Origin of the sequence: Paenibacillus sp. V4I9 (genome assembly GCF_030817295.1) — a bacterium.
Taxonomy (GTDB): domain Bacteria; phylum Bacillota; class Bacilli; order Paenibacillales; family NBRC-103111; genus Paenibacillus_E.
On the sequence record NZ_JAUSZE010000001.1, the window covers coordinates 7,280,720 to 7,302,409 of the forward strand.

Consider the following 21,690-nt stretch of genomic DNA (forward strand, 5'->3'; position numbering starts at 1 on the left):
GTTTTACACTCCTTTCCGAGGAAGCGGCATCACGATGATGACCGTTGTTCCTTCCCCTTGTTTACTATGAATACGGAGCCCGTAGGCATCTCCGAACATTAACGTTATGCGGCGGTGAACATTGGTGAGTCCAATGCCCCGCCTTGTTTTCGCAGAAATACTTGCCGCTTGGATGGAGCTTGGCGCTATGTGCTGCTCCATTTTCATCGAAGCCACCACGCCACCTGCATCCGTTGTATCCGAACGCAGCAGCTCCTGCATCTCCTCTAGGATGCTCTCCTGGATACCTACTCCATTATCCTTAATAATGATATGAAGCTCTTGATCATGGACTTCCGTAAATACACGGAGAATTCCCGGCTCACGGAGAGGTTCCAGCCCATATTTAACGGCGTTCTCGATGATCGGCTGTAAAGTCATTTTCGGTAGGATGACATCCAGAACATCTGGATCAATTTGTATGTCTGTACTAACTCTACCTTCCAAACGGCTTTCAATAATCGTGATGTAATGCCGCATTTGATCCAGCTCCTGCCGCAGCGTCGTCTTAGACGCTTCCTGCCAGTCGCTGCTGTAGCGGAACATATGGGACAGGGCTAAGATAACCTTGCCCAATCGATCGTTCTCCCGTTCATCCAGCATCCAATAAATCATATCCAAGGTGTTATAAAGGAAATGAGGGTTAACCTGCGATTGAAGCGCCTGCAGCTCCGCATTCTTCTCACTCATGGAAGAGAGTGTAATGCGCTCGATAAGCTCATCCATCCGGTTCACCATTCGGTTAAATGATGAAACCAACGAATTAATTTCCTCAAATGACTTTACCGTCACCGAGCCTTTAAAATTCCCCATCTCTACTTGCTTCATCTCGCGAATCAGCAGCTTGAGCGGTGAAGCGATGTTGCGGGAAATAATGCTTGCCAGGACCGTCGATAGAATGACCAGTGCAATAATAACGAGGTATAAATACTCTCTAGTCCTCACAACCTCGGCGTTGATATCCTCTTTTGGAGTCAAACCAAGCACGGTCCAATCGGACATCTTCGCTTTCGCGGCGACGAGGAGATGATCCGTTCGATCATCAACGATGATCTCATTCGTTTGAGGACGCGGAAGCCCGCTGAAAGAAGGCGGAATGACTTTCTCTTCCGCGGTAGAAGCAATCATTCGATCTTCCCGGTCAACAATGTACACCTGGCTGTTCGGGCTGATGGTGACGTTCGAAAGAGCGGCAAGAATCGGCTGCGGATTCGTTTCTATGAGCATAACGCCTATCACCCGGTGGTCGGTTAAATCGTACAGTTTGCGCCCGAATATGAATAACGGATCCTTCTGAAACTGATTGATGACAGAGCCTTGGAAAAGCCCAAGCCATACCATTTCTCCCGATGAATCCTGCAGCTTCCGGTACCACTCCGAGGATGGATAGTTCGTGTCCATAACACTATGGAATCCTCGTTCGTAGTTATAGTTTTTGCCGGCATTCGTAATCACATGAATTCCGACAATATCATCGCGCGAGTAATAGATAGCCCCTAAGATATTGGTAATCGTGCGCTCATTAATAATGCTAACAGCTTCATCCTTATTGGTGTCGCGATCTTGGATTAATCTCAGCATCTCAAAATTGCTGTTCAGTGATTTCGTGATACTATCATAACCTTGCAGCAGCAAATCAAATAAACCTACCGTTTGAGAAATATTTTTCTCCGCCAAATCACTAATTTTACTATGGATAATTTGCGTTGTTTTTTTATAATAGAGCACGCTTCCCAGGAGAACGAGAACTAACATACAGGAGATAAATAGCAGAAATAGCCGGTTATGAATGGAGTGTAGGCCTCGTGTCACTTCGTTGTCGGTCCCCTTTCGTTATAAGCTACTTCCTATTTTATCATAGGCATCCCAAGAAACAGCAAAAAGAGAGGGGTGAAATTAACCCTTCACCGCTCCCGCTACCATACCTTTTGTAATTTTATCTGCTAACAAGAAATAGATGAGAATGACCGGCAATGCGCCCAGTACTAAGAAGGCACCGATTGCTCCGTAATTAACCGAATATTGACTGACGAAGCTGTTCACCCCAAAAGGCAGCGTCTTCAGCCGCTCGGACGAGATGAAAGTCGCCGCGAGAATGTATTCGTTCCAAATGCTAATAAAAGTTAAAATACAGACTGTCATCATTGGAGGAATGGAAATCGGTAAAATAATACTGCGGAAAATCCGGAAAACCCCTGCGCCATCCATAACTGCGGATTCCTCAATCTCACTCGGAATGGATTTCATAAATCCACTAAGGATAAAGACTGTAATCGGCGTCTGAAACGCTATATAAGGAAGAATGATCGAAATATGCGTGTTCAGTGCGTGTAAATTTTTGAAAATAATCATGAGCGGCAATAACGTTGCCTGCAGCGGTACCATCATTCCGATAAGGAAGATGACCATCACGACCTGACCGTATTTCCAACGGAATCGGGCGATTGCGAACGAGGTAAGGGAACTGAGCAGCAGGACGCTCACCATCGTAACCGAAGTGACGAATAGGCTGTTTTTCAGATATTGAAAATAGTGTCCCGCTTTAATCGCATCCGTGAAATTCTTCCATTGCAGCGTATGAGGGAGAGCGAAAAATTGACCCGACAGGATTTCTTCATTGCTTTTTAATGAGTAAATCGCCAGCCAAAGCAGCGGATATACTTGTGTAACCACGAGTAGGGAAAGAAAAGCGATCACGATGATTTTGACGATAGAGAGGCGTTTGCGTCTCCGAATGGTTGCAGGCTTAGCCGAAGCTATTTCCCGTGCGGTCTGCATGGTAACACTCCCCTCCTTCACGAAAATCTTCTCTCTAGTCGGTTGAAAACCGCATTAATGATAACCGTTGCGATCAAACACATGCCGACCAAGAAAGCCGCAATCGCGCTTCCGTACCCATATTTCATGGAAAGGAAAGACATGTTGTACATATGCGTGGAGATCACGTCTGTCGCGTGTGCCGGTCCCCCTGCGGTCATGACCATGACCATGTCGAACGCTTGCAGCGAGCCGATAAAGGCGAGGACGATCGATATTTTAAAAATCGGAATATTCATAGGGAAAGTAATGTGCCAGTCGGCTTTAAGCCCCTCGGCTCCGTCAATCCTGGCTGCCTCATAAATATCAGCAGGGATGTTCTGAATACCGGTAAACTGGATCAGCGTATGGTAACCCAAGTATTGCCATAGGGCTACAAAATAGAGAGAATACATCGCAATTTTAGGATCTGTCAGCCACGATCTCGTCCAACCATGTAAATTCAACATATCGAGCACTTGATTGAGCATGCCCCCCATCGCGGCGGGGTTATAAATAGTTTTCCACAATTGACCGATGATGACGACGGATAAAATAACAGGTAAAAAGTAACTCGAAACGAGAAAATTCGGTTTTTTGATAAATCGGTTCAGGAGAATAGCTACACCTAAAGCGACTGGAATTTCGGCCATGGAAAATACAGCAAACATCAATGTACGGCGAACAGACGGCCAGAAAACAGGGTCTGCGAATAGCAGGGTTTGAAAATTTTTGAGACCAACGAATGTCGACTCGCCAATTCCGTTCCAATCCAGCAGTCCACTGTAAAGAGACACGAGAATCGGGACGAAAACGAGACTAACATAGATCAGCAAACACGGTAATACAAACATGGCAATTGTCCACTTGGAGACTCTTAACACATTCACTTGGCTCGCCTCCTTCCTGGCATATACCAATCGGAATTTACCTTCAGCCCATTGCGGCGCTCAAGATAAATTCCGATTCGGCTGCTAATTCATCTTATTTTTTATTCGTTTCGTAAGCGGTTTGGTGTTCTTTGCCCACTTCAGCAGGATCTTTCTTCTGTACAAAAAGGTTTTGGATGCTTGTTAAGTGTCCTTGCGCTGTTCCTGGGTTCATCGTATTATCGAACGCAAGATCGCCGCCTTTTACTTGTTTGAACAAGCCAAGCACTTCCATTGCCATATCGGAGTAACCAGCGGCTTTAAAGTCGCCATCTACTTTTTGTGCGATACCTACAGCACCTTTTACTGCGAAAGCTTCTTTAGGGAAGTTCAGCATGAAGTAGTTCAAGAAATCTTTGGTTTCTTTCAAATGTTTGCTGTTTGCAGATACGGCGAACGCGCTTCCTGGAGCAAGCATGAACTCGTCTGGGTTCCCTTTACCTTTAACCGTTGGGAATTTGAACACGCCAACTTTACCATTAACGGAAGATGTTTCGATTCCGCCCGTTGCCCAGCTGCCCATGAAGTACATAGCGGCTTTGCCGGTTTTGAACAAGTTTTCACCTGCGTTGTAGTCAAAAGATGTTGCGCCCTCTTGGAATGCGCCAGCTTGAACTAGGTCTTGGAAGCTGCTTACTGCTTCTGTGAATGCTGGATCAGCGAACGTCTTTTTGCCATCAATGACAGATTGTAGGAAGCCAGGACCGCCATTTGTGCGAAGCAGTACGTTCATGAACAAGAAGGAACCTGTCCAGGAATCTTTTTCACCGATCGCCATTGGCTGAATGCCTTTGCCTTTGAGTGTTTTTACCGCTGCAACCATCTCTTCGAAAGTCTTCGGTACTTCAACGCCTGCTTGCTTGAATAGATCTTTATTGTAATAAACGACTGCAATGTTATTACCGTCAGGCAGTGCGTAGATGTTGTTATTGAACGTGTACCAGTTCAGAATACCTTCTTGGAACGTCCCTTTTAATCCGTTTTGGTCAACCATGTCGTTCAGTGGCGCGAACAGGCCAGCATCGACGAAAGGTTTCATTTGCGCTGCCGGATTCACGATCGTGATGTCGGGAACCTCTTTGGAAGCGGCTTGTGTTTTAAGCTTCAGCTTTTGTTGATCTGTGTTCAGGGAGTCAAGCTCGATCTTGATGTTCGGATTTTTCGTTTGGTAATCGTTAACGATTTTCTTCAACATGCCGTTCTTTGGATCTGTTGGATCCGGATATATATTTTGGAACGTGATCGTAATGTTCTCCTGCTTTTTAGCTTGTGCTGTCGCAGTCGGTGCCTCGCTTGTTTTCGTATCTGTTGTGCTGCCGTTCGTGCTTCCACCTGCACCGCAAGCTGTTAAGCTGATAGCTAGAAAGCTAGCTGCAACGACGCTTAGTGCTTTATATTTAGTTACCAATGTGAATCCCCCTCGTTTGTTGTTGTTCTTGATGTCCTTATTATCGCTCGAAAATGGTAACCCTTACAATGTGGGAACTATAGGTATGATGTTTGATTTTTATAGGTTTATGTTGGGAATGGATGCAATAACAATCAGTTTTCTATATAAAAAAATAGCTTCCTATACGGCAAAAAAGATCAACCTCTCTCGCTATTTCAGCGAATAAGAGATCGATCTTTAAATATTAATATGAGTGCAGCTATTAAAAACTAGTAAGCCTTCGGAACCTCAACTCTTTGTGTTACACCGTCTTCTGTGAAATAAATATGCGTGTCGAAGCCTTGATCATCCATGAAATAGGACACATATTTCGGCTCGCCGTGCTTGATCGGCACAAGGAGTGTTGCAATGCGGTGACTGCGCGACGGCTTGGTCGTTGCCTTCAGATGCCAGTGCAGCGGCAATCCCTCGATTTCAGCTGGATCCACATCCGTAAAGCCTTGATGCTGCGTCAGCTCCAGCTCACCGGATGAACAATAGACGAAACGCCCATCCATATCTGCCTTGCGGCCTTGGACTTTGAAAGTCTGCCCGTTCAGCTTCATTTCATACAGCGTTTGGAACAGCCAGTCAACAGAGCCTGCCTGCGACAAGTCGATGTGATCGACGACAACAACGTACGTGCCAAAGAAGTAGATCTCGCGAACGTAGCGCTCCAAATAAGGAACGTACTCTTTATATGCTGCGGTTGCGTTACTACGGGAATACCCGTAGCCTTTGCGCTGCTCGGCAACTTCAACGAACCCATTAGCTGCCATGTTCAGCACTTTGTTCTTCTCGGCATATTGACCCAAACCGTCAATCAAAATATTGTTCGTCGAACGCGTCTGTCTGCGCCAGTTCATGTGCATTGTACTGCTGAATGCTACGTAATAACCGCTTTCAATGGCAAGCGGTTCCCCGTAAGCATGCAGCAGGAAGCCATTCTGGTCGCCATGACTATGACTGACAGAGCCGTATTTGCTGCTCTTCGTCAGCAGCATGATATGGCGCTCAGGATCGGCCATTTGCGAGTGAAATGCCACCCAGCCGATATCGCGGAACCATTTGACCGGCTCGATATTCGCGTCGGTTGGAGCGATAGCTTCCACTTGCGGATAATCATGACGGTAGACCATTTCGTCGAAACGGAAATCCCACCAACCATAGTTGTAAAATTTCATTTCTGAATCGGTATCCGTCTCACGTACCCGCTCAAAATACCACTGGTACAGACCATTACCGGTCACACCGGCGAACTGACGGATGTTAAAGCCAGTTTTCAAGCTAACTTGATCACCAAGGGTCGATTGGTCGCCGAAGCTTGCGCGAAGGGTATCCGGACTGAATGCGTATAGCGGGAAATCGCCTGTTTTCGTGAAAAATGGCCTTTTATAAAAGTTAATGCCTGTATATTTCTTAAGCAAATTCATCGCTTCCGTAACAAAAGACATCCCGGTCGTCCAATACATCGGACCTTCCGCCCAACCTCCATCCGGTCCGCCCCAAGGCGAATATAAGCACGCATAGTATTCGAGGGTATAATCGAGCCATTCGCGAACTTCCGGCTCCTCATTCAGGAGCGCGATGCAGCACGGGACCAATACACTGGATAGCGAGCGCACCGCATGACTGTCGAACGGCACATGATGGATCTTGGAATGCTCAATAACATGCTGGGCGATTTGACGTGTACGGGCGAGCAGAACTTGCCGCACCTGCTTCCGCTCATCCTCTGTTAACCGAGCATAAAGCCAGTCATAGCCCCAGGCGATAGCTCCAGCCATACGGAAGGAGGCTTCGTCGTTATAGTCACGGCTTGTTGTACCGTTCACGTCCCAGCTGCACAGATGGAGCAGCCACGTTTTCGCGCGATCAAGCAGCGTTTCGTCATTCAGAATCGTACCCGCCATCACGAGATGACGAACCGCATAGAGCGCTTCTTGGGTATCCATGTACATTTGTCGCCATAGCTTAGCTACGCGCTTATTGCCCGGATATGGCAGCGGCTCTGCAATCAGCTCACGCTCGATCCAAGGTTTAACGGATTTCTCGTAAAAGATATCAAACCCGCAATAAGCCGGATCTGTTGCTATAGCCTACTGCGGAAGTCATCAAGCTCAGAAGATTGCAGCCACAATCTAGGGTGCTGGGAAGACGCTTCCGCATATCGGCGTTCTCTGCTAGGCAGTGGCGTCTCCGGTAAATCGGCTGGCACCTCGAAGCGTCGAACGAGGCTCCAGACGGTTTGGGAACCATCTACCTGGAGAAGTGCGTACCGCCAGAAATAGGTACCTGGGGTTAGCGCATCATCCGGTGTATATAAGTTATACGGAATCGGCTTAATCGTTTGTGTGTCAGCCTGAGAGAAGGCCTCAGAATGCGAGATTTGCAGTACATAGCGATCATGCTCCAATTGTGCGGGAATCCACGTGAAACGAGGTGGGTTTTCCAGCAGTACGGTCTGCTCATTCGGTTCGTATTGTACAGTTAAAACGCCGCTCTGCGGTTCGTATAATGGCGACAATGAAGTCATATCCATTCTCCTCCCGGTGGGTTCTCTATTGAAAATAGTCTTATATTAAAAGCAAGCCTTTATCAGCTGTTAATTGAATGTGTTTTGAGCTGTTCGTTTGTCCCGGGACTGAAATGGCAATTTCCTGTGCGGAAATGCGAGTGAGTTTAGCACGGCTGCCAGCACGATACACATGAATAAAGTCAGCCTTACGATCATTGCGACGGTGAAGCATCGCTGTAAGCGACTGACTCGGATCAACGGAATCGCCCGGTGTCCGTACAGCGAGGATCTCATCGCCCGGCTGAACAAGCGCCGTGTGGAACACGGTCGCGGCGGAGCAGCAAGCGTTAGAAGCGTGCAACTTTGGATCAGAGGCCAGGGCGTTAGAAACGTGCTGTTTAGGATCAGAGCCTAGGGCATAGGATACGTGTAATTGAGCTGAACCGCTTGCGTCGACGGAATCGCCAGGCAAGAACTGACCGATGATCGGCAGATCTTGCACAGAGGCAGTGGCGGCATCGGAAGCAGCATCCTTCTGTTCAATGAGAAGTTTGTAAACTTCATCGCAGCTGTGCGACTGCTCCGAATGCGTTTGAGCAGCAGGATGCATCCACCACTCGATGCTTTTCGGCTCTTCGCCTGCGAGCTCGACTTGAAACCAATCGAGCAGCCACTCGCCAGTAAGCAGCAAATGGCGATTCAACGTGCAACCTTCGTAGGCTTCTGTTGACTGAAGCCAAGCGTACACGGTCGATTCGTTGGCCTCATAGCGGACACAGCGCCCTTCATGCGGCGCTTGGGATCGGCCATCCAGCGACACGGTGTTGTGGCTGGCGGTTTCGGCAAACCACGATTTCCGCATGGGCGAGCCGTAAGGCACCATCCCGAAATCAGGTGTCAGGGTTTGGTCCGTGTGCATCAACGTCAGATGCAGCTTGTCATAATGGCCGTGGGACCCGCCGTGCTCGCCGAAATCGGCGAGGAACGACAGCGGGTTCCCGGCTGCGCGGCCAATGACGAAGCCGGCGTCCGGCCAGAGCCTCGACCCACGCGGCTCTAGGTCAGGCGCGCGGTCAACGGCCTCGCCAGCGCCATAGAGCAGCGCCTCAAGCTGCTCGCCGCCGGCAGCACCTAGCTGCCGGTACGCTTCGCGCAGGACCGGCGCGAGCCCGGCGATGCCGTAGATCGCGAGCCCCTGCTCAGCGATCTCGGCGATCTCGCGGGCGTAAGGGTCCCGCGCCAGCGGCCCGTCATGCAGGGCGGGCAGAGCGCCCTGGTCATCGGCCAAATCGGCCAGCGCCTCGAGCATGCCTCGCATCGATTGGCCTTCTGCGCCTATCGTGGCGTAGAGATCAATACCGAATCGCTGCGCCATCTCTGCAGAGATTAAGTACGCCCGAAGCACGAATACGTGATAGTACGTGCTTCCCTCGAACTCCAGCTGATCGGCCTTCACGCCGATCGATAAGTGATGCTTGAAGCCACCTTGGCCTTCAATGAGCGCTTCCAGCGCCGCTTGTTCTCCGCGAGCGGCGTATACACAAGATAATGACGCGTTCAGCCAAGCGGTGTAATTGTTCTCCGCATTGTTCCGCTCATGAATCAGGATGTGCCGGTATTCTTCCATACTCCCCGCGAGTAAACCCAGGAAGGCGTCAATCGCCGCCTGCTCCTTCGCCTCGAAAACAACCCCTTCATCGCGCAATAACAAGTAAGCGCGAATCAAGGTCGTGGACCAGATCGCCTCGGTGAGCGCCTGGTGAAAAGCACGCCCCTTCAGCATCCAGCTCTGAGCTTCCGGATGCACGGGGTAAAGCGGGAACTGCTCTGCATACTCTACGAGCAGCCTTTTACTAATCTGCGCGTACGACTTTTCGCCCAGCGCTGCATAAACGGCCGCTGACTGCAAAGCCACCCGCGCAAGGGACTGGTGCTTGAACACGAGCCAAGCGCCTCGGTAAGCTTCTCCCTCGATTTTGCAGCCGTGCGGGCATAGAAATTCGGACGCATCCACCTGCATCGCATCGAACGTCAGTTCGGTATGATGGTGTGGACAGACATACTGGTGCCACCAACCCCCAGGTTCCTTAGGAATGGAAAGGCTGCCCGCTTGCTGCAGCCTATCAATTTCCTCTTTTAATATGTGTGCTGTACGGCCTGCCCAAGTCAGTTTTCCCAGCTTTTCGCCTAGCCTTAGCGCGGTACTCATCGCATCATCATCCCGCCGTTGATTTCGATTGTTTCACCCGTTACGTAGGCAGCTAGTTCGGAAACAAGGTAAAGCACGGCGCCTGCTACATCATCCGGTGTTCCTTCACGCTGCAGCGGAATGCCATTCACAGTTGCTTGGCGTGCTGTGTCCGTCGTAAATGTCGCGTGGAACATCGTATTGCCGATAAAGCCAGGAGAGACGTTGTTGACGGTAATTCCACTTGCCGCCACTTCCTTGGCTAATCCCTTGGAGAACGTTTGTAGAGCTGCTTTACTAGCTGCATATATGCTGGAACCAGGTCCGCCGCCGTTATGCGCAGCAACCGATGTCATATTCACGATACGGCCGTAGCCCTTCGCTTTCATGCCGGCAAGCACTCTTTTGGACATGAATACGGCACTCTTTAAATTTACATCCATAATACGGTTGTACATCTCTTCAAACATTTCAGAATTCGCCACACGTTGAACGAGATGGCCTGCATTGTTCACGAGAATATCAATCGTCCCACCCAAAGCTTGCTCAACAACACTCACGAGTCTGTCGATTTGCTCCAAATTCGTAACATCCGCCTGTATCAATACGGCCTCGCCGCCTGCCGCTTGAATGGCTGCTACAACTTCCTGACCTTGTGCAACGTTATTCAAGCAGTTCACACCAACCTTCGCCCCATTGCTAGCCAAAGCTAGTGCAATTGCGCGTCCAATTCCCGCATTAGATCCTGTCACCAGTGCAATTTTCCCCGTCAAATCGATGTTCATATAAATTCCTCCCATGTATGTGTGGTTTACCGTTTCTCCATGTTCCTAATTAAAACTAGCTATCTTTGCAAAACTTACTGTGAATTAGGCAATTTAGCGAATCTAAAGAGGAATAAGGGTCTCTAGCGGCTTCTATTCTCCACTCTTCAGCCACTATTGCTCAGATAAGAGTCTTTAGAGACTGCTATTCGTTCGTTAACAAGTAATTTCACGAAATTACAGAGAGATAAGAGTCTCTAGCAGCTTCTATTTTCCACTCTTCAGCTAATATTGCTCAGATAAGAGCCTTTAGAGACTGCTATTCTCCACTTGACACTGGAGTCCAATGGCTGTCCCTGAGTTCCGCTCGAGCTCACCCACGCAACCGAGGCCTCACCGTCTCCGGCATTGTCATCGTCAAACAGGTCCCTCGTCCCCACTCACTGTCTATGGACAGCCCGTAGGCCTCGCCGAACACCATCTGAATCCGTCTATGGACGTTCATTAGTCCAATGCCGCCACCTTGTGATTCGCCTGTCTCTTCCGGCTCTGCCAAGCGGTTTTCCTCCAGCTTCGTGCGCAGCTCGGCGAGCCTCTCCGGCTTGATGCCTGTGCCATTGTCCAGGGTGGACACTTGGAACAATCCGCCTTCTTTGCGGGCATCGATGCGTATGAAATGATGCGGTTCCACACCATCCGGGAATGCATGCTGAAAAATATTTTCGATGAGCGGCTGCAAAGTCAACCGAACCATCTTTTCCAATAGCAATCCCGGCGGGATCGCGACATCAATTTCAAACTCTTTTCCCGTCCGGTGCTGCAAAACAATCATATAGTTGCGTACATGATTCAGTTCATTCGCTACTGTAATTTCTTCTAAATTTGTCTGCACCGAGTATCGGAGCATGAAAGCCATCGCTTCTACCATCTCTGTAATTTCACCGGAATCCTGAACTATTGCATAACAATTGATCGTTTCCAACGTGTTATATAAAAAATGCGGATTGATCTGCAGCTGCAAAGACTGAAATTCTGCCCGCTGCCTTTCAAGCTTCGTCTCACCTAGCTCAAGCTGGTTCTTCTGCTGCTCCAGCTCGGCCTCATACACCCGTTCGATCATATCGGAAAGACGCGTTACCATCAAATTGTAGCTATGAATAAGTCCACCGATCTCGTCTGTTCGGCCAATCTCGTCGATGTATTGCCAGTTTCCTTTTTCGGTTTCCCGCATGCTGTCTTTCAGCCCTCGAATGGGGGCAATAATCGAGCGACCAAAACGATAAGCCAACCATAACGCAATAGCCAGTGTAACCAAACCAACGATGATGGTCGTCGTTCGAATCGTATTGGCTGGTCGGCGCAGCTCCTCAACTGGCATCGATGCGACAAGGTTCCAATCTGAGTATCCGGATTTCCTTGATACAAACATACGTTCTTCTCCGTTGTATTTATGAAGGAATGTCTGATTGCCACTCGCCAAAACGAGTGATGACAGTTCATCTTGAGGCTTCCGCTCGCTCATCGAACGAGGATAAATGTAATTACCGGCATCGTCCACAATGAAGAAAAAGCCCTTTTTCCCCAAACTCACACGATCCCAAGTTTTTGCCAATTCATCTAGCTTGATCTCAATAGCGACAACCCCGCGATTCTCATCACCATAGGAAGGTCCTCTTACTTTACGAGCCATTGTCACGACAGAGCCTTGATCAACAGGACGTATGCTCATATTTAGCAGCGCAATTTTGCCGTCACCCGCAATTTTCATCAGATTATCGAATTGTTCTTGTACGAGCACGGGATCGAGGTTCAGTAGATTCTGATTCTCATAAATGAAGGAACGCCCATGCTTACCGACGACATAAATCATGTTCAACTGTTTGTACAAGGTGACAACGGTTTGAACGGAAGATTCCGAAAATTTCTTAATTTTATCCGAATACACATAATATTCATACGCGTCATCAGGCTTAATTTCCATAAAATTCCTGACATCAGAGTTGGACGAAAAGGCATTACTAAGCAGCTCGTAAGCCTGCAAATAACTATCCGTCTGATAGTTCGCACTATCGACCATTTGCTCCATATACTGCTTCACTTGGTCGTCTAAAGCCCGCGATGATTGCCAATAGGATACAGCGCCTACGGACAAAAGGGACAGCACGATCACAATGAGAAAGTACGTATAAATTTGACCTGACAGCGTCTTTCTTTTCATGAACGGATACCCATTTGTTGCCGATATTCAGAAGGAAGGCAGCCTTCGTATTTCTTAAATGTTTTTGTAAAATGGGGATGATCGGCGTAACCGACCTCACCCGAGATATCGGTAATTCGCCACTGCGGCTGTTGAAGCAGCTTCTTCGCCTTTTCCATGCGTCTGCGTGTGCGGTACTGCACGAACGTTTCCGCCGTACTTTGCTTAAACAGTTGACTGAAATAAGAAGGATTAAGCCCGATAAAGTCAGCCACCTCTTCTAAGGATACTTCCTCAGCAAGATGCGTCTCTATATAGTTCTTGGCTTCCTCAACAGGGTCCTTAAGCTTGCCTTTGCGTTTGATTCGAAGCTCTTCCAGATACCCACTGATCGCAGTCGTGAAACGAAGCCACGCTTCCTCCTCGCTTACAGCGCCGGTTAAATCGAGCTCACCCTGCATGAAATATACATCCCTTACATTTAATCTTTGGTGCAGAAGGGTGTGGATCTCTTGCAAAATATCGCTAACCCGGTTGAGCTTGAGCTTATTGGCCTTCAGCTCCGCCTGAATTTCCTCTAAGACGCCGTTTAATTCCGTCTGCTGCAGCATCCACACGGCTTGCTCCATATGGCCTGCCCACTGTTCCAACTTCGTTACAGCAACGAAGGATTCGGAGCTTACTTTACTTTGATTACGAATTAGCTTATCTAAAACATGCTGAAATCCCTTAATATTAACGGGCTTCAGTAAGTACTCTTTCACCCCATAAGACACGCATTTCTGCGCATATTCGAAATCACCATAGCCGGATATGACCACAACTTGTATGTCCGCATCCATTTCTGCAACACGAGCACATAGCTCCAGCCCATCCATCTTAGGCATCCGTATATCGGTGAACAGGAAGTCAGGTCGTTCCTCTTGAATCCGCTGCAGCGCGACAACGCCATTCTCAGCCGTTCGCAGGCTTTCGATGGGGAGCTCCGATTGTTCAACGAGTTTCTGTAATCCTTTACGTATCATCGGTTCGTCATCGACAATGAGTATGCGGTACATGAGGAATGCTCCTTTCAAACCCTTATGAAATGCACGCTCCCCACGGGCTGGTGGGCACGTGAGGAGGCGGGCATGCTCAGCAGATGAGCTTTATTTACGCGGCATCGACACTGTCGTACCGGAATCTTTACTATTGAATTTCTCTGTTGCTTCCTTGATTACTTCGTTACCGCCTTTGGATTTCCACTCTTCCAATACTTTCGGCCAATCGGAGATCGGCTCTTTGCCGTACACCATTTTCACCATGTGCTGGAGAATGACTGGAGGTGCTTGGTCGGAAAGCGGTGAAATGTCAGGATTTTTCATTAAAGATTCAAGACGTGGCTCGAAGCTGATACCGTCGCGTCCTTCATTTTTTAACGTTGTATCATAGACATTCATTAATTTCTTACCTTCTTCGGTCAAGCTAAGTGTCCCTTTATTATAAGTCGTATCTTGGACAAGCCACAAGAAGGATTGACGGTAACGCTCCTCGTCTACACCCGCTGTATCCGTTGGGGCTTTGTAGTCGATTTTGCCATCCACCGTTTTGTATGTGTCACCTTCAATACCGAAAGTAAAGTATTTCTCTGCCTCATCCGACATCATCCAATCGAAGAACTGGATAATTTGCGCAGCATTTTTAGCATTTTTATTAATGAAGTAAGCACGCGGCGCAGGTCCATACAAGTAGTGGCCGCCTTTGCCATCTGGTCCTGCCGGGGATGCGATGATCTCGATATCGCCCGTTGGCACAGTTGTTTTCAGCTGTGTTTCCCATTGCAGCAATTCATTCGCGTTCATGGACCACATCCCTGCTTTACCCGCAAGAATGGTGTTTTTGAACACTGTAGCGTTGATCGTTGCGAACTCTTTGTTGATTAAGCCTTCATCAAACATCGTTTTGTATGTTTGCAGCGCTTTCGTCATATTCTCTGTATCGAAGAACTTAGGCAGAACTTGATCGCCTTGCTTCTCGAACATGGATAGGTAAGGGAACACATCGTATGCTCCGAAGAAGGAGTCTGAATACTTGAAGTTTTCACGACCCATGTACGGGTTCTCAACGCCCATCTCTTTGAACTTGCGAAGTACGGCCATGTACTCGTCAACTGTTTTAGGAACCCCTAGGCCTGCTTTATCAAGCAAATCTTTACGAACGAAGGTAGAGCGACGGGACGGGTTGGACAAGTATTCCGGAATGGCGAAAATTTTACCTTGGTAAGTTACGTTATCCCAAGCGTCTTTCGGCACTTTTTTGAGCAGATTCGGTCCATACTTCTTCAGCAATTCATCAAGCGGTGTGAACACGCCAGCCTTCACGGAACCTGCCATTTCTTTACCGTTCACACCACCACTGCCCTGTACAACGTCAGGAATGTCATTGGTTGCAAACATCTGAATCATTTTTTGCTCATATTCTTTGTGAGGAACAAGTACGATATTCATATCGGAGTTCGTCATCTCTTCTAACTTTTTCACCCATTTGTCTTGATTAATATCAGGCGACTTCTCTACATGTCCGAATGCGAGTGTACGCAAGGAGATGGAGAACTTCGTTTTTTCAGCAGGCTTTGTGCTTGACGTGCCAGCCGCCGCGCTAGACGCCGGTTGTTCAGCGGTTTTAGAAGAGCAAGCAACCAGCAAACTGGCCATCATTACGGCTGCCATTGTGATGGGAATCCATTTTTTCATTTCTACCCCTCTTTTCATTTCACTAAGATATGAACGCTTTCACACCTTCATTGTAAAAGCGTTTACAAATTACCGATATGGAATGTCTTTAGTTCGATTTGTCTTTTTTTTAGAATGCTGTAGAAATTGTTGATTTCATGCAGCACTATTTCCTTAAGATTTTACAGAACCCACCATCATTCCTTTGACGAAATGACGCTGCAAGAACGGATAAATAAGAATAATTGGGATTGTCGCAATAATAATGGTCGCCATCTTGATGCCTTCTGGATCCATATGAGCAAGTCCGCTGAATTGGGAAGCGTTCGGATCAATACTGATATCCTCAGATACAATCAACTGACGAAGCTTTACCTGAAGCGGCCATAAGGAAGGCTTGTTAATATAGTACAGTGCGCTTTGGTACGTATTCCAGTGACCCACTGCATAGAAGATCCCCAGAGAGGCCATCACCGGCTTGGACAAAGGAAGCACGATATTCCAGATCATTCTGAGCTCGGAGCAGCCGTCGATACGTCCGGAATCAATCAGCTCACTCGGAATTTGCAAAAAGAACGACCGCATGACGAAAAAGTTGAAGGCGCTGATAGCACCTGGAAGCATTAAGGCCCAGAGCGAATTCGTCAGATGTAAATTTTTCATCAAAATAAAGTTAGGAATCAGAGGAGCTGTGAAAACCATTGTAATGAGAACCATAATAACGACAACGTTACGGCCAGTATACTCTGGTCGAGACACCGGATACGCTAGTGATGCCGTGGCGATCAGATTGATCAGGGTACCCACTACTGTAATATACACAGTCACTCCGAAGGAACGCCAGATCGCCGCATCGCTAAACACATATTGATAGTTGATCGAAGTAAATTGAACAGGCAGAAATAATACCTTCCCATTCACAATGGCTTCCGAAGAACTGAACGATTGGGCCAGCACGTTTAAGAACGGCAGGAGCATCGCCAGCGATAGAAGAGTCAGAAATAGCACATTAAAGATGTTAAAAACTTGCCAGCCGGCTGTCGGCTTGCGATTCATAAAGCGTTCACCTCCGTCTTAGTACAAGCCTTCACCCGTTGTTTTTTTGCTTAAAATATTGCCAGTAACTATAAAAATCACGCCAACTAGTGCTTTGAAAAGTCCTATCGCGGTCGTGTAGCTAAATTGCTGACCTAACAACCCCGCAGTGTAGATATACGTGTCTAGAATTTCGCCATTTTCTTTATTAAGCGGGTTCAGGAACACATAAACACGTTCGAAGCCAAAGTCCAAGAATTTACCGATATGAAGGAGGAACAAAATCATAATGGTTGGTAGAAGTGACGGGAGCGTAATTGAAATGGTTTGTCTCCAGCGGTTCGCGCCGTCCACCTCAGAAGCTTCATACAGATCCGGGTTAATTCCTGCCAATGCGGCCAAATAAATGATCGTGCCGTAGCCGGAATCCCGCCAAATACCCGAAGAAATGAGCACTGTACGAATCCATGACTCTTCACCCATGAAATAAATCGGCTCGAAACCTAGCCAAGTGATGAAATGGTTCAAAGCCCCCGTTGAAGGAGAAAGAATACCAATCGCAATCCCGCTCACAATAACCCACGACAAGAAGTGAGGCATGTAAACAACGGTTTGAAGTAACCGCTTGTACACGACAACGCGCAGCTCATTAAGCAGTAAGGCGAGTATGATTGGCGCTGGAAAAGCCAGTACCAAATCGTAAACGCCGATCAGAATCGTATTCTTCAAAATCTTGAGGAAGTCATAATGGGCAAACATCCGAGTGAAGTGTTCAAACCCAACCCATTCACTCCCCGTGAAGCCATCAAAAATGTTGTAATCTTGAAAAGCAATGACTGAACCTAACAAGGGCACATACTTGAAAACAATAAAATACAAAATCCCCGGCAGCGATATCAAATATAGCGCCTTATACTTCCAGAACGTTCGCAGAAAGGATCTACCTTTACGTACCTGCGAGCGCTGATTCATCTTTTTTACCGTTTGTGCGTTGACCGCCATTCTTGGCCCCCCTCACTATTCTTCGCTGATGTTATACCTACATCGTACCCTGCTAAAGCGCTTGCAACAATGGATTGTCTTTTCACTCACTTGTGTTTTTTTTAGGTGGGGGAAGTGCGGCGATGTGAATTTTCCTGCTCGTAAGTGTGTTTTCATCGTTACCGTCGGGCTGCTGCTCAATATCATCACATTCACAACACAACAAAAAGCGCCACCCACAAATGTGGGAGGCGCCCAATCAATCCATTCACTTCATCCTCAAGCGGTTCTACTCTCAGTGGACACTTGCCTAGCTTCTGACTTGGGCTTCATCCGCAGTGCCTCAGGTATAGCGAGCAAAGCCGGCAGCAGCATCGGCAGCAAAATAAAGCAAAGCACGACGAGCCCAACGATCACGGCAACGGCTAGCTCAATCAGCAAAACTAGACCTGATGGAACCAACGTCGCGAAGGTACCGCCGAGGATCACCATAGCGGAGATCACCACGCCGCCGATGTGCTTAGCGGCTTGAACAATCGCCTTAGACGGCGATAACTCGCCTAGTTCTTTATATCGCATCATCAAGAAGATGCTGTAGTCGACACCGACTGCGATGATGATGATGAAGGAGAAGAACGGTACGAAAGATGAAACACCGTCTGCACCGATGATTTTATCTGTAACGATATTGGTAGCGGTCATGGCTACATAGTACGAGATCACTAAGGAGACGATGATATAGACTGCTGGCCAGAAGGAGCGAATTACGAACAACAGGACAATAAATACACCAATAATCACGATGATCGCTGTGCTGTTGAACGATTTCAGCTGTGCTTTGTTCGTGTCATAGGTCGTGGAACTTGGTCCCGCGGCGCCGACTTTCGCTTTCTCCAGCACCGTGCCTTTCAAACTAGACGCTAACTCGGCGTTAATCCCCTCAATGGTGTCCATAGCCGCTGACGAGTATGGGTCATCCTTCAGAATGACGATGAGTTTCGTACTCTTGCGATCTTTGGACATGAAGCTGTCCAGCGATTTGCCGAAATCCGCGCTCGTTAGTGCTTCTTTCGGTATAAAGAACGTCTTCGAACTGTTCAGCTGCGTCAGGAACTGGCTCGTTTTGCCGAGCCCTTCGGACACATCGCCCAGTCCGTTACCGCTTTGACCGAGGCCTTCCTTCAGCTGGCTCATGCCGCCAGCCAAGCCCGACAAGCCCTCGTTCAGCTTCTGCTGCCCGTCCTTGACGCTGCCCAGCGCGTCATTCAGCTTCGCCATGTTCGTGGCAATCTCTTGACTGCCCGCGCTGCCTTGCTTCAGCCCTTTCGCGAGCGCCTCCGAGCCGCTCTGCAGAGAAGCCAATCCCGCAGCAAGCTGCACCTGCGCACCGTTAATCTGCGTAAGTCCCGCAGCAGCCTCAGCGAAAGAGCCATTCAACTTGGCGGCATTCACGCCAAGCTCCTTCAGCCCGCCGTTCAGCTGGGCGAGTCCTGTTTCCAAGCCCTCACCCGTTTGCTTCAGCTTCGTGTAATCGGCATCTGCCTTCAACTGGCTGTACTTTTCGCCTAGCCCACCAATAAGCCCATTCATCCCAGTCAGCCCCTGCTGAATGCCAGGAAGCTTCCCTTCAATCTGACGATAACCGTCAGATAAAGCACTGTAACCCTGCTGCAGCTGCGTAAGTCCACTGCTAAACTTCGACGTATTAGCATCGACTTGCATCATGCCATCCTTTAGACTCGCAATGCCCGCAGTTAGCTCCCCAGCGCCGTCAGCACCCTGCGCAATCCCCTTCGATACTTGCCCCAGCGCAACAGTAATCTGGCTGTAGCCATCCTGGACTTTGCCCGTTCCGGCCACTAACTGATCAGTGCCGGATAAATCTGGACTGACCAATTTGCTCTGCATCAATTGCAAACCATCTTGTATTTGATTTACGCCTTTCTGCGAAGCGGTAATTCCTTCTGCGACGGTCGACGTTTGGGTCGAAATATAGAAGTTATCAATCGGCTTCGACTGCGGCTGTGTAACACTGGATACCTTATCCACGCCCGGAACACTCTTCAATTTGTCCGTTAGCTTATCAATTGCGGCTAATCCGTCATTATTACCAAGTGCTTTCTCATTCTCTATCACGACCATGGTCGGGAGCGCTTGGCCTCGGCTAAAATGATCCGCTACAAGGCTGAATCCTTTGGTGGATTCATGATCATTCCCTAACTCTTTCAACTGGTCAAAAGACAATTTCTGATGGTTGGAAAGGGCAATCGGAATCATCAAAATCAGTATAAGCAGCGTTGTGATCACTGGTCTTTTCACCGCAATAGCCGTCAAGCTCGCCCAAAATTTACTTTCCTTATGCCCAGTTGCACCCTTGGAAGGCCAATACAGCTTATTTCCTAGTACTTTCATGAGGAAAGGAGTCACCGTCATAATTTCAAGCAAGAGCACCGCGGTACCAATAGCCACCACATTGCCTGATTTATAAATACCAAAATCCGAGAAGGTCAAGCTCGCGAAAGCAATAAACACAGTCAAAATACTATAAAAAATCGTTTTCCCAGCCGTTTTATACGTCACAATAATCGCTTCATCCACGGACAGACCGTGGGATAACTCTTCTTTAAACCGATTGAACAGTAGGATGTTATAGTCAGTTCCAATGCCGAAAAGAATCAAAATTAACAGCATCTCCGTGACACTTGTCACTGGAAACTCAAACTTATCAATAAGCTGCGCGGCAATCCCCATGGAGCACAAGTAGGAAATACCCACAGCAAGCAGCGAGACAATCGGAATAACAACGGAACGGAACATAATGACTAGCACCGCTAGGATGAAGATAACCGTTAACGCCGCACTTTTTGCCACACCCGATTCGGATGCTTTGATGTAATCGTTCTGAATGAAGTCCTCACCTGAGAGGTAGTAATCCACGTTCACTTCTTTCAAAACAGCCTCAAACTCCTGCTGAATCTCATCGACATGACGTCCTCTTTTATCCAAACTAAAATTCGCCATTAACGTAGTCTGATCCTCCGAAATAAGCGAAGACTTCGCGTCAGGCAGTGAGAACGGATCAAGCAATTGATCAAACCCAAGCTCCGCTTGATGGTTCTTCATACTCGCAATACCTGACTCGATCTGCTTCATGTCAGCATCAGACAGTTTATTCGGGTTGTGGAACACGATGATATCGCTAGTTCCCTCAAACCCATTCATTTTATTCAAAATGGATGTAGCGACCTTGGACGGACTGTCCTTTGGCAGCGGATCTTGGCCCCTGAGTCCTAAAATAGCATTCACATCGGGTTGAAAAACCGTGAGAACTACGGTGGCTACCAGCCACAAGGCGACAATCGTCCAGCGCCATTTAATAATTTGTTTCATCTCTCTAATTCCTCCTCCGATTTACAAAACGTTAGTAAACAATCGTTCATTTTTGAGTCAAAAAAATTTTAGCACAGACCTTGAAGCTTTATTTTTTCTGAAATACCCGCAGAATACAGGTACAACAGCTCATCAACCAGCACTTTAATCGTATCGCCATCCTCATAATCGCGCAGAATAAGGCTCATTCCTTCAATAAGCGTAACAGCTAGCATCCGTGCAGATTGCTGCTCATTTACTTCGAGCGGGGCCGGCGTTTCTTTCGTGGTGGCGAACACGTTCTCCAAAATTTGGTACACCAAATTAATGAGTTCCTCTTTCACAGTTTCGTAGCGTGAGCCTTCACTCAGATTTAGGAGGATGGTCAGCTCAACACTTGATTGCTTGAAAAGCTGCAAAATCGTCGCATCAATTTTACGCAAAATAACGAGATGATCAGCAGTTTCCTTGCACAATTTGAAATCAACCTCATTCTTGATCTCAAGGGTGTAAGCAGCAAGCTGCTCATAGACGGGTTGAATCAGCTCATAGAATAGGTCTTCTTTGTTTTTAAAATATCGATAAATGTTGCCTGGTGTAATACCCGCAGCATCTGCAATATGCCGTATAGAAGCTTTCATATAACCATGTTTCTTGAATTCGGACAATGCCGCTTGGCGGATACTCTTTTTTACGTCATCTTTTAAAACCTGCATATAATAAACACCCGTTCA

The 21,690-nt window shown here is 47.9% G+C and carries 13 protein-coding genes and 1 pseudogene; all 14 read right to left on the reverse strand.

Annotated elements, in window-relative coordinates:
* Positions 1-3: 3 nt before the first annotated feature.
* Entirely contained in the window at positions 4-1,851 is a 1,848-nt protein-coding gene (locus QFZ81_RS33535) for a sensor histidine kinase (protein ID WP_373462565.1), read from the reverse strand.
* Between the two features lie 84 nt (positions 1,852-1,935).
* Positions 1,936-2,817, reverse strand: coding sequence for a carbohydrate ABC transporter permease (locus QFZ81_RS33540; protein ID WP_307606189.1), 882 nt, complete (start codon positions 2,815-2,817; stop codon positions 1,936-1,938).
* Positions 2,818-2,834: 17 nt separating this feature from the next.
* Positions 2,835-3,725 carry a carbohydrate ABC transporter permease gene (locus tag QFZ81_RS33545; protein WP_171687942.1) on the reverse strand — a complete coding sequence of 297 codons (891 nt, stop codon included), beginning with the start codon at positions 3,723-3,725 and terminating at the stop codon, positions 2,835-2,837.
* A 94-nt stretch (positions 3,726-3,819) separates the two neighbouring features.
* Positions 3,820-5,172 carry an extracellular solute-binding protein gene (locus tag QFZ81_RS33550; RefSeq protein ID WP_307606192.1) on the reverse strand — a complete coding sequence of 451 codons (1,353 nt, stop codon included), beginning with the start codon at positions 5,170-5,172 and terminating at the stop codon, positions 3,820-3,822.
* Between the two features lie 251 nt (positions 5,173-5,423).
* Positions 5,424-7,729, reverse strand: a pseudogene (locus QFZ81_RS33555) (DUF4962 domain-containing protein).
* Between the two features lie 40 nt (positions 7,730-7,769).
* The gene (locus QFZ81_RS33560; RefSeq protein WP_307606194.1) at positions 7,770-9,920 is read right to left on the reverse strand and encodes a heparinase II/III domain-containing protein; all 2,151 of its coding nucleotides are present in this window, start codon (positions 9,918-9,920) and stop codon (positions 7,770-7,772) included.
* Positions 9,917-10,684, reverse strand: coding sequence for an SDR family NAD(P)-dependent oxidoreductase (locus QFZ81_RS33565; RefSeq protein ID WP_307606196.1), 768 nt, complete (start codon positions 10,682-10,684; stop codon positions 9,917-9,919). Before QFZ81_RS33565 ends, QFZ81_RS33560 begins: the two co-directional genes overlap by 4 nt.
* 352 nt (positions 10,685-11,036) lie before the next feature.
* The gene (locus QFZ81_RS33570) at positions 11,037-12,881 is read right to left on the reverse strand and encodes a cache domain-containing sensor histidine kinase (RefSeq protein WP_307437172.1); all 1,845 of its coding nucleotides are present in this window, start codon (positions 12,879-12,881) and stop codon (positions 11,037-11,039) included.
* The gene (locus tag QFZ81_RS33575; protein ID WP_307606198.1) at positions 12,878-13,918 is read right to left on the reverse strand and encodes a response regulator transcription factor; all 1,041 of its coding nucleotides are present in this window, start codon (positions 13,916-13,918) and stop codon (positions 12,878-12,880) included. Before QFZ81_RS33575 ends, QFZ81_RS33570 begins: the two co-directional genes overlap by 4 nt.
* A 90-nt stretch (positions 13,919-14,008) precedes the next feature.
* Positions 14,009-15,592 carry an extracellular solute-binding protein gene (locus tag QFZ81_RS33580; RefSeq protein WP_307606200.1) on the reverse strand — a complete coding sequence of 528 codons (1,584 nt, stop codon included), beginning with the start codon at positions 15,590-15,592 and terminating at the stop codon, positions 14,009-14,011.
* Positions 15,593-15,745: 153 nt separating this feature from the next.
* Positions 15,746-16,627, reverse strand: a complete 882-nt coding sequence (locus QFZ81_RS33585; RefSeq protein ID WP_307606202.1) for a carbohydrate ABC transporter permease — start codon at positions 16,625-16,627, stop codon at positions 15,746-15,748.
* Positions 16,628-16,645: 18 nt separating this feature from the next.
* Positions 16,646-17,608 (reverse strand): ABC transporter permease, encoded by a 963-nt coding sequence (locus QFZ81_RS33590; RefSeq protein ID WP_307606203.1) that lies wholly within the window; start codon positions 17,606-17,608, stop codon positions 16,646-16,648.
* 258 nt (positions 17,609-17,866) lie between these two features.
* Positions 17,867-20,977, reverse strand: coding sequence for an MMPL family transporter (locus QFZ81_RS33595; protein WP_307606204.1), 3,111 nt, complete (start codon positions 20,975-20,977; stop codon positions 17,867-17,869).
* A gap of 68 nt (positions 20,978-21,045) precedes the next feature.
* Positions 21,046-21,672 carry a TetR/AcrR family transcriptional regulator gene (locus QFZ81_RS33600; RefSeq protein WP_307606205.1) on the reverse strand — a complete coding sequence of 209 codons (627 nt, stop codon included), beginning with the start codon at positions 21,670-21,672 and terminating at the stop codon, positions 21,046-21,048.
* Positions 21,673-21,690: the final 18 nt, after the last annotated feature.

Coding starts and splice junctions, on each gene's coding strand:
- QFZ81_RS33540 (WP_307606189.1), bottom strand. CDS start 2,817: ATGCAGACCGCACGGGAAATAGCTTCGGCTAAGCCTGCAACCATTCGG.
- QFZ81_RS33560 (WP_307606194.1), bottom strand. CDS start 9,920: ATGAGTACCGCGCTAAGGCTAGGCGAAAAGCTGGGAAAACTGACTTGG.
- QFZ81_RS33565 (WP_307606196.1), bottom strand. CDS start 10,684: ATGAACATCGATTTGACGGGGAAAATTGCACTGGTGACAGGATCTAAT.
- QFZ81_RS33570 (WP_307437172.1), bottom strand. CDS start 12,881: ATGAAAAGAAAGACGCTGTCAGGTCAAATTTATACGTACTTTCTCATT.
- QFZ81_RS33575 (WP_307606198.1), bottom strand. CDS start 13,918: ATGTACCGCATACTCATTGTCGATGACGAACCGATGATACGTAAAGGA.
- QFZ81_RS33580 (WP_307606200.1), bottom strand. CDS start 15,592: ATGAAAAAATGGATTCCCATCACAATGGCAGCCGTAATGATGGCCAGT.
- QFZ81_RS33585 (WP_307606202.1), bottom strand. CDS start 16,627: ATGAATCGCAAGCCGACAGCCGGCTGGCAAGTTTTTAACATCTTTAAT.
- QFZ81_RS33590 (WP_307606203.1), bottom strand. CDS start 17,608: ATGGCGGTCAACGCACAAACGGTAAAAAAGATGAATCAGCGCTCGCAG.
- QFZ81_RS33595 (WP_307606204.1), bottom strand. CDS start 20,977: ATGAAACAAATTATTAAATGGCGCTGGACGATTGTCGCCTTGTGGCTG.
- QFZ81_RS33600 (WP_307606205.1), bottom strand. CDS start 21,672: ATGCAGGTTTTAAAAGATGACGTAAAAAAGAGTATCCGCCAAGCGGCA.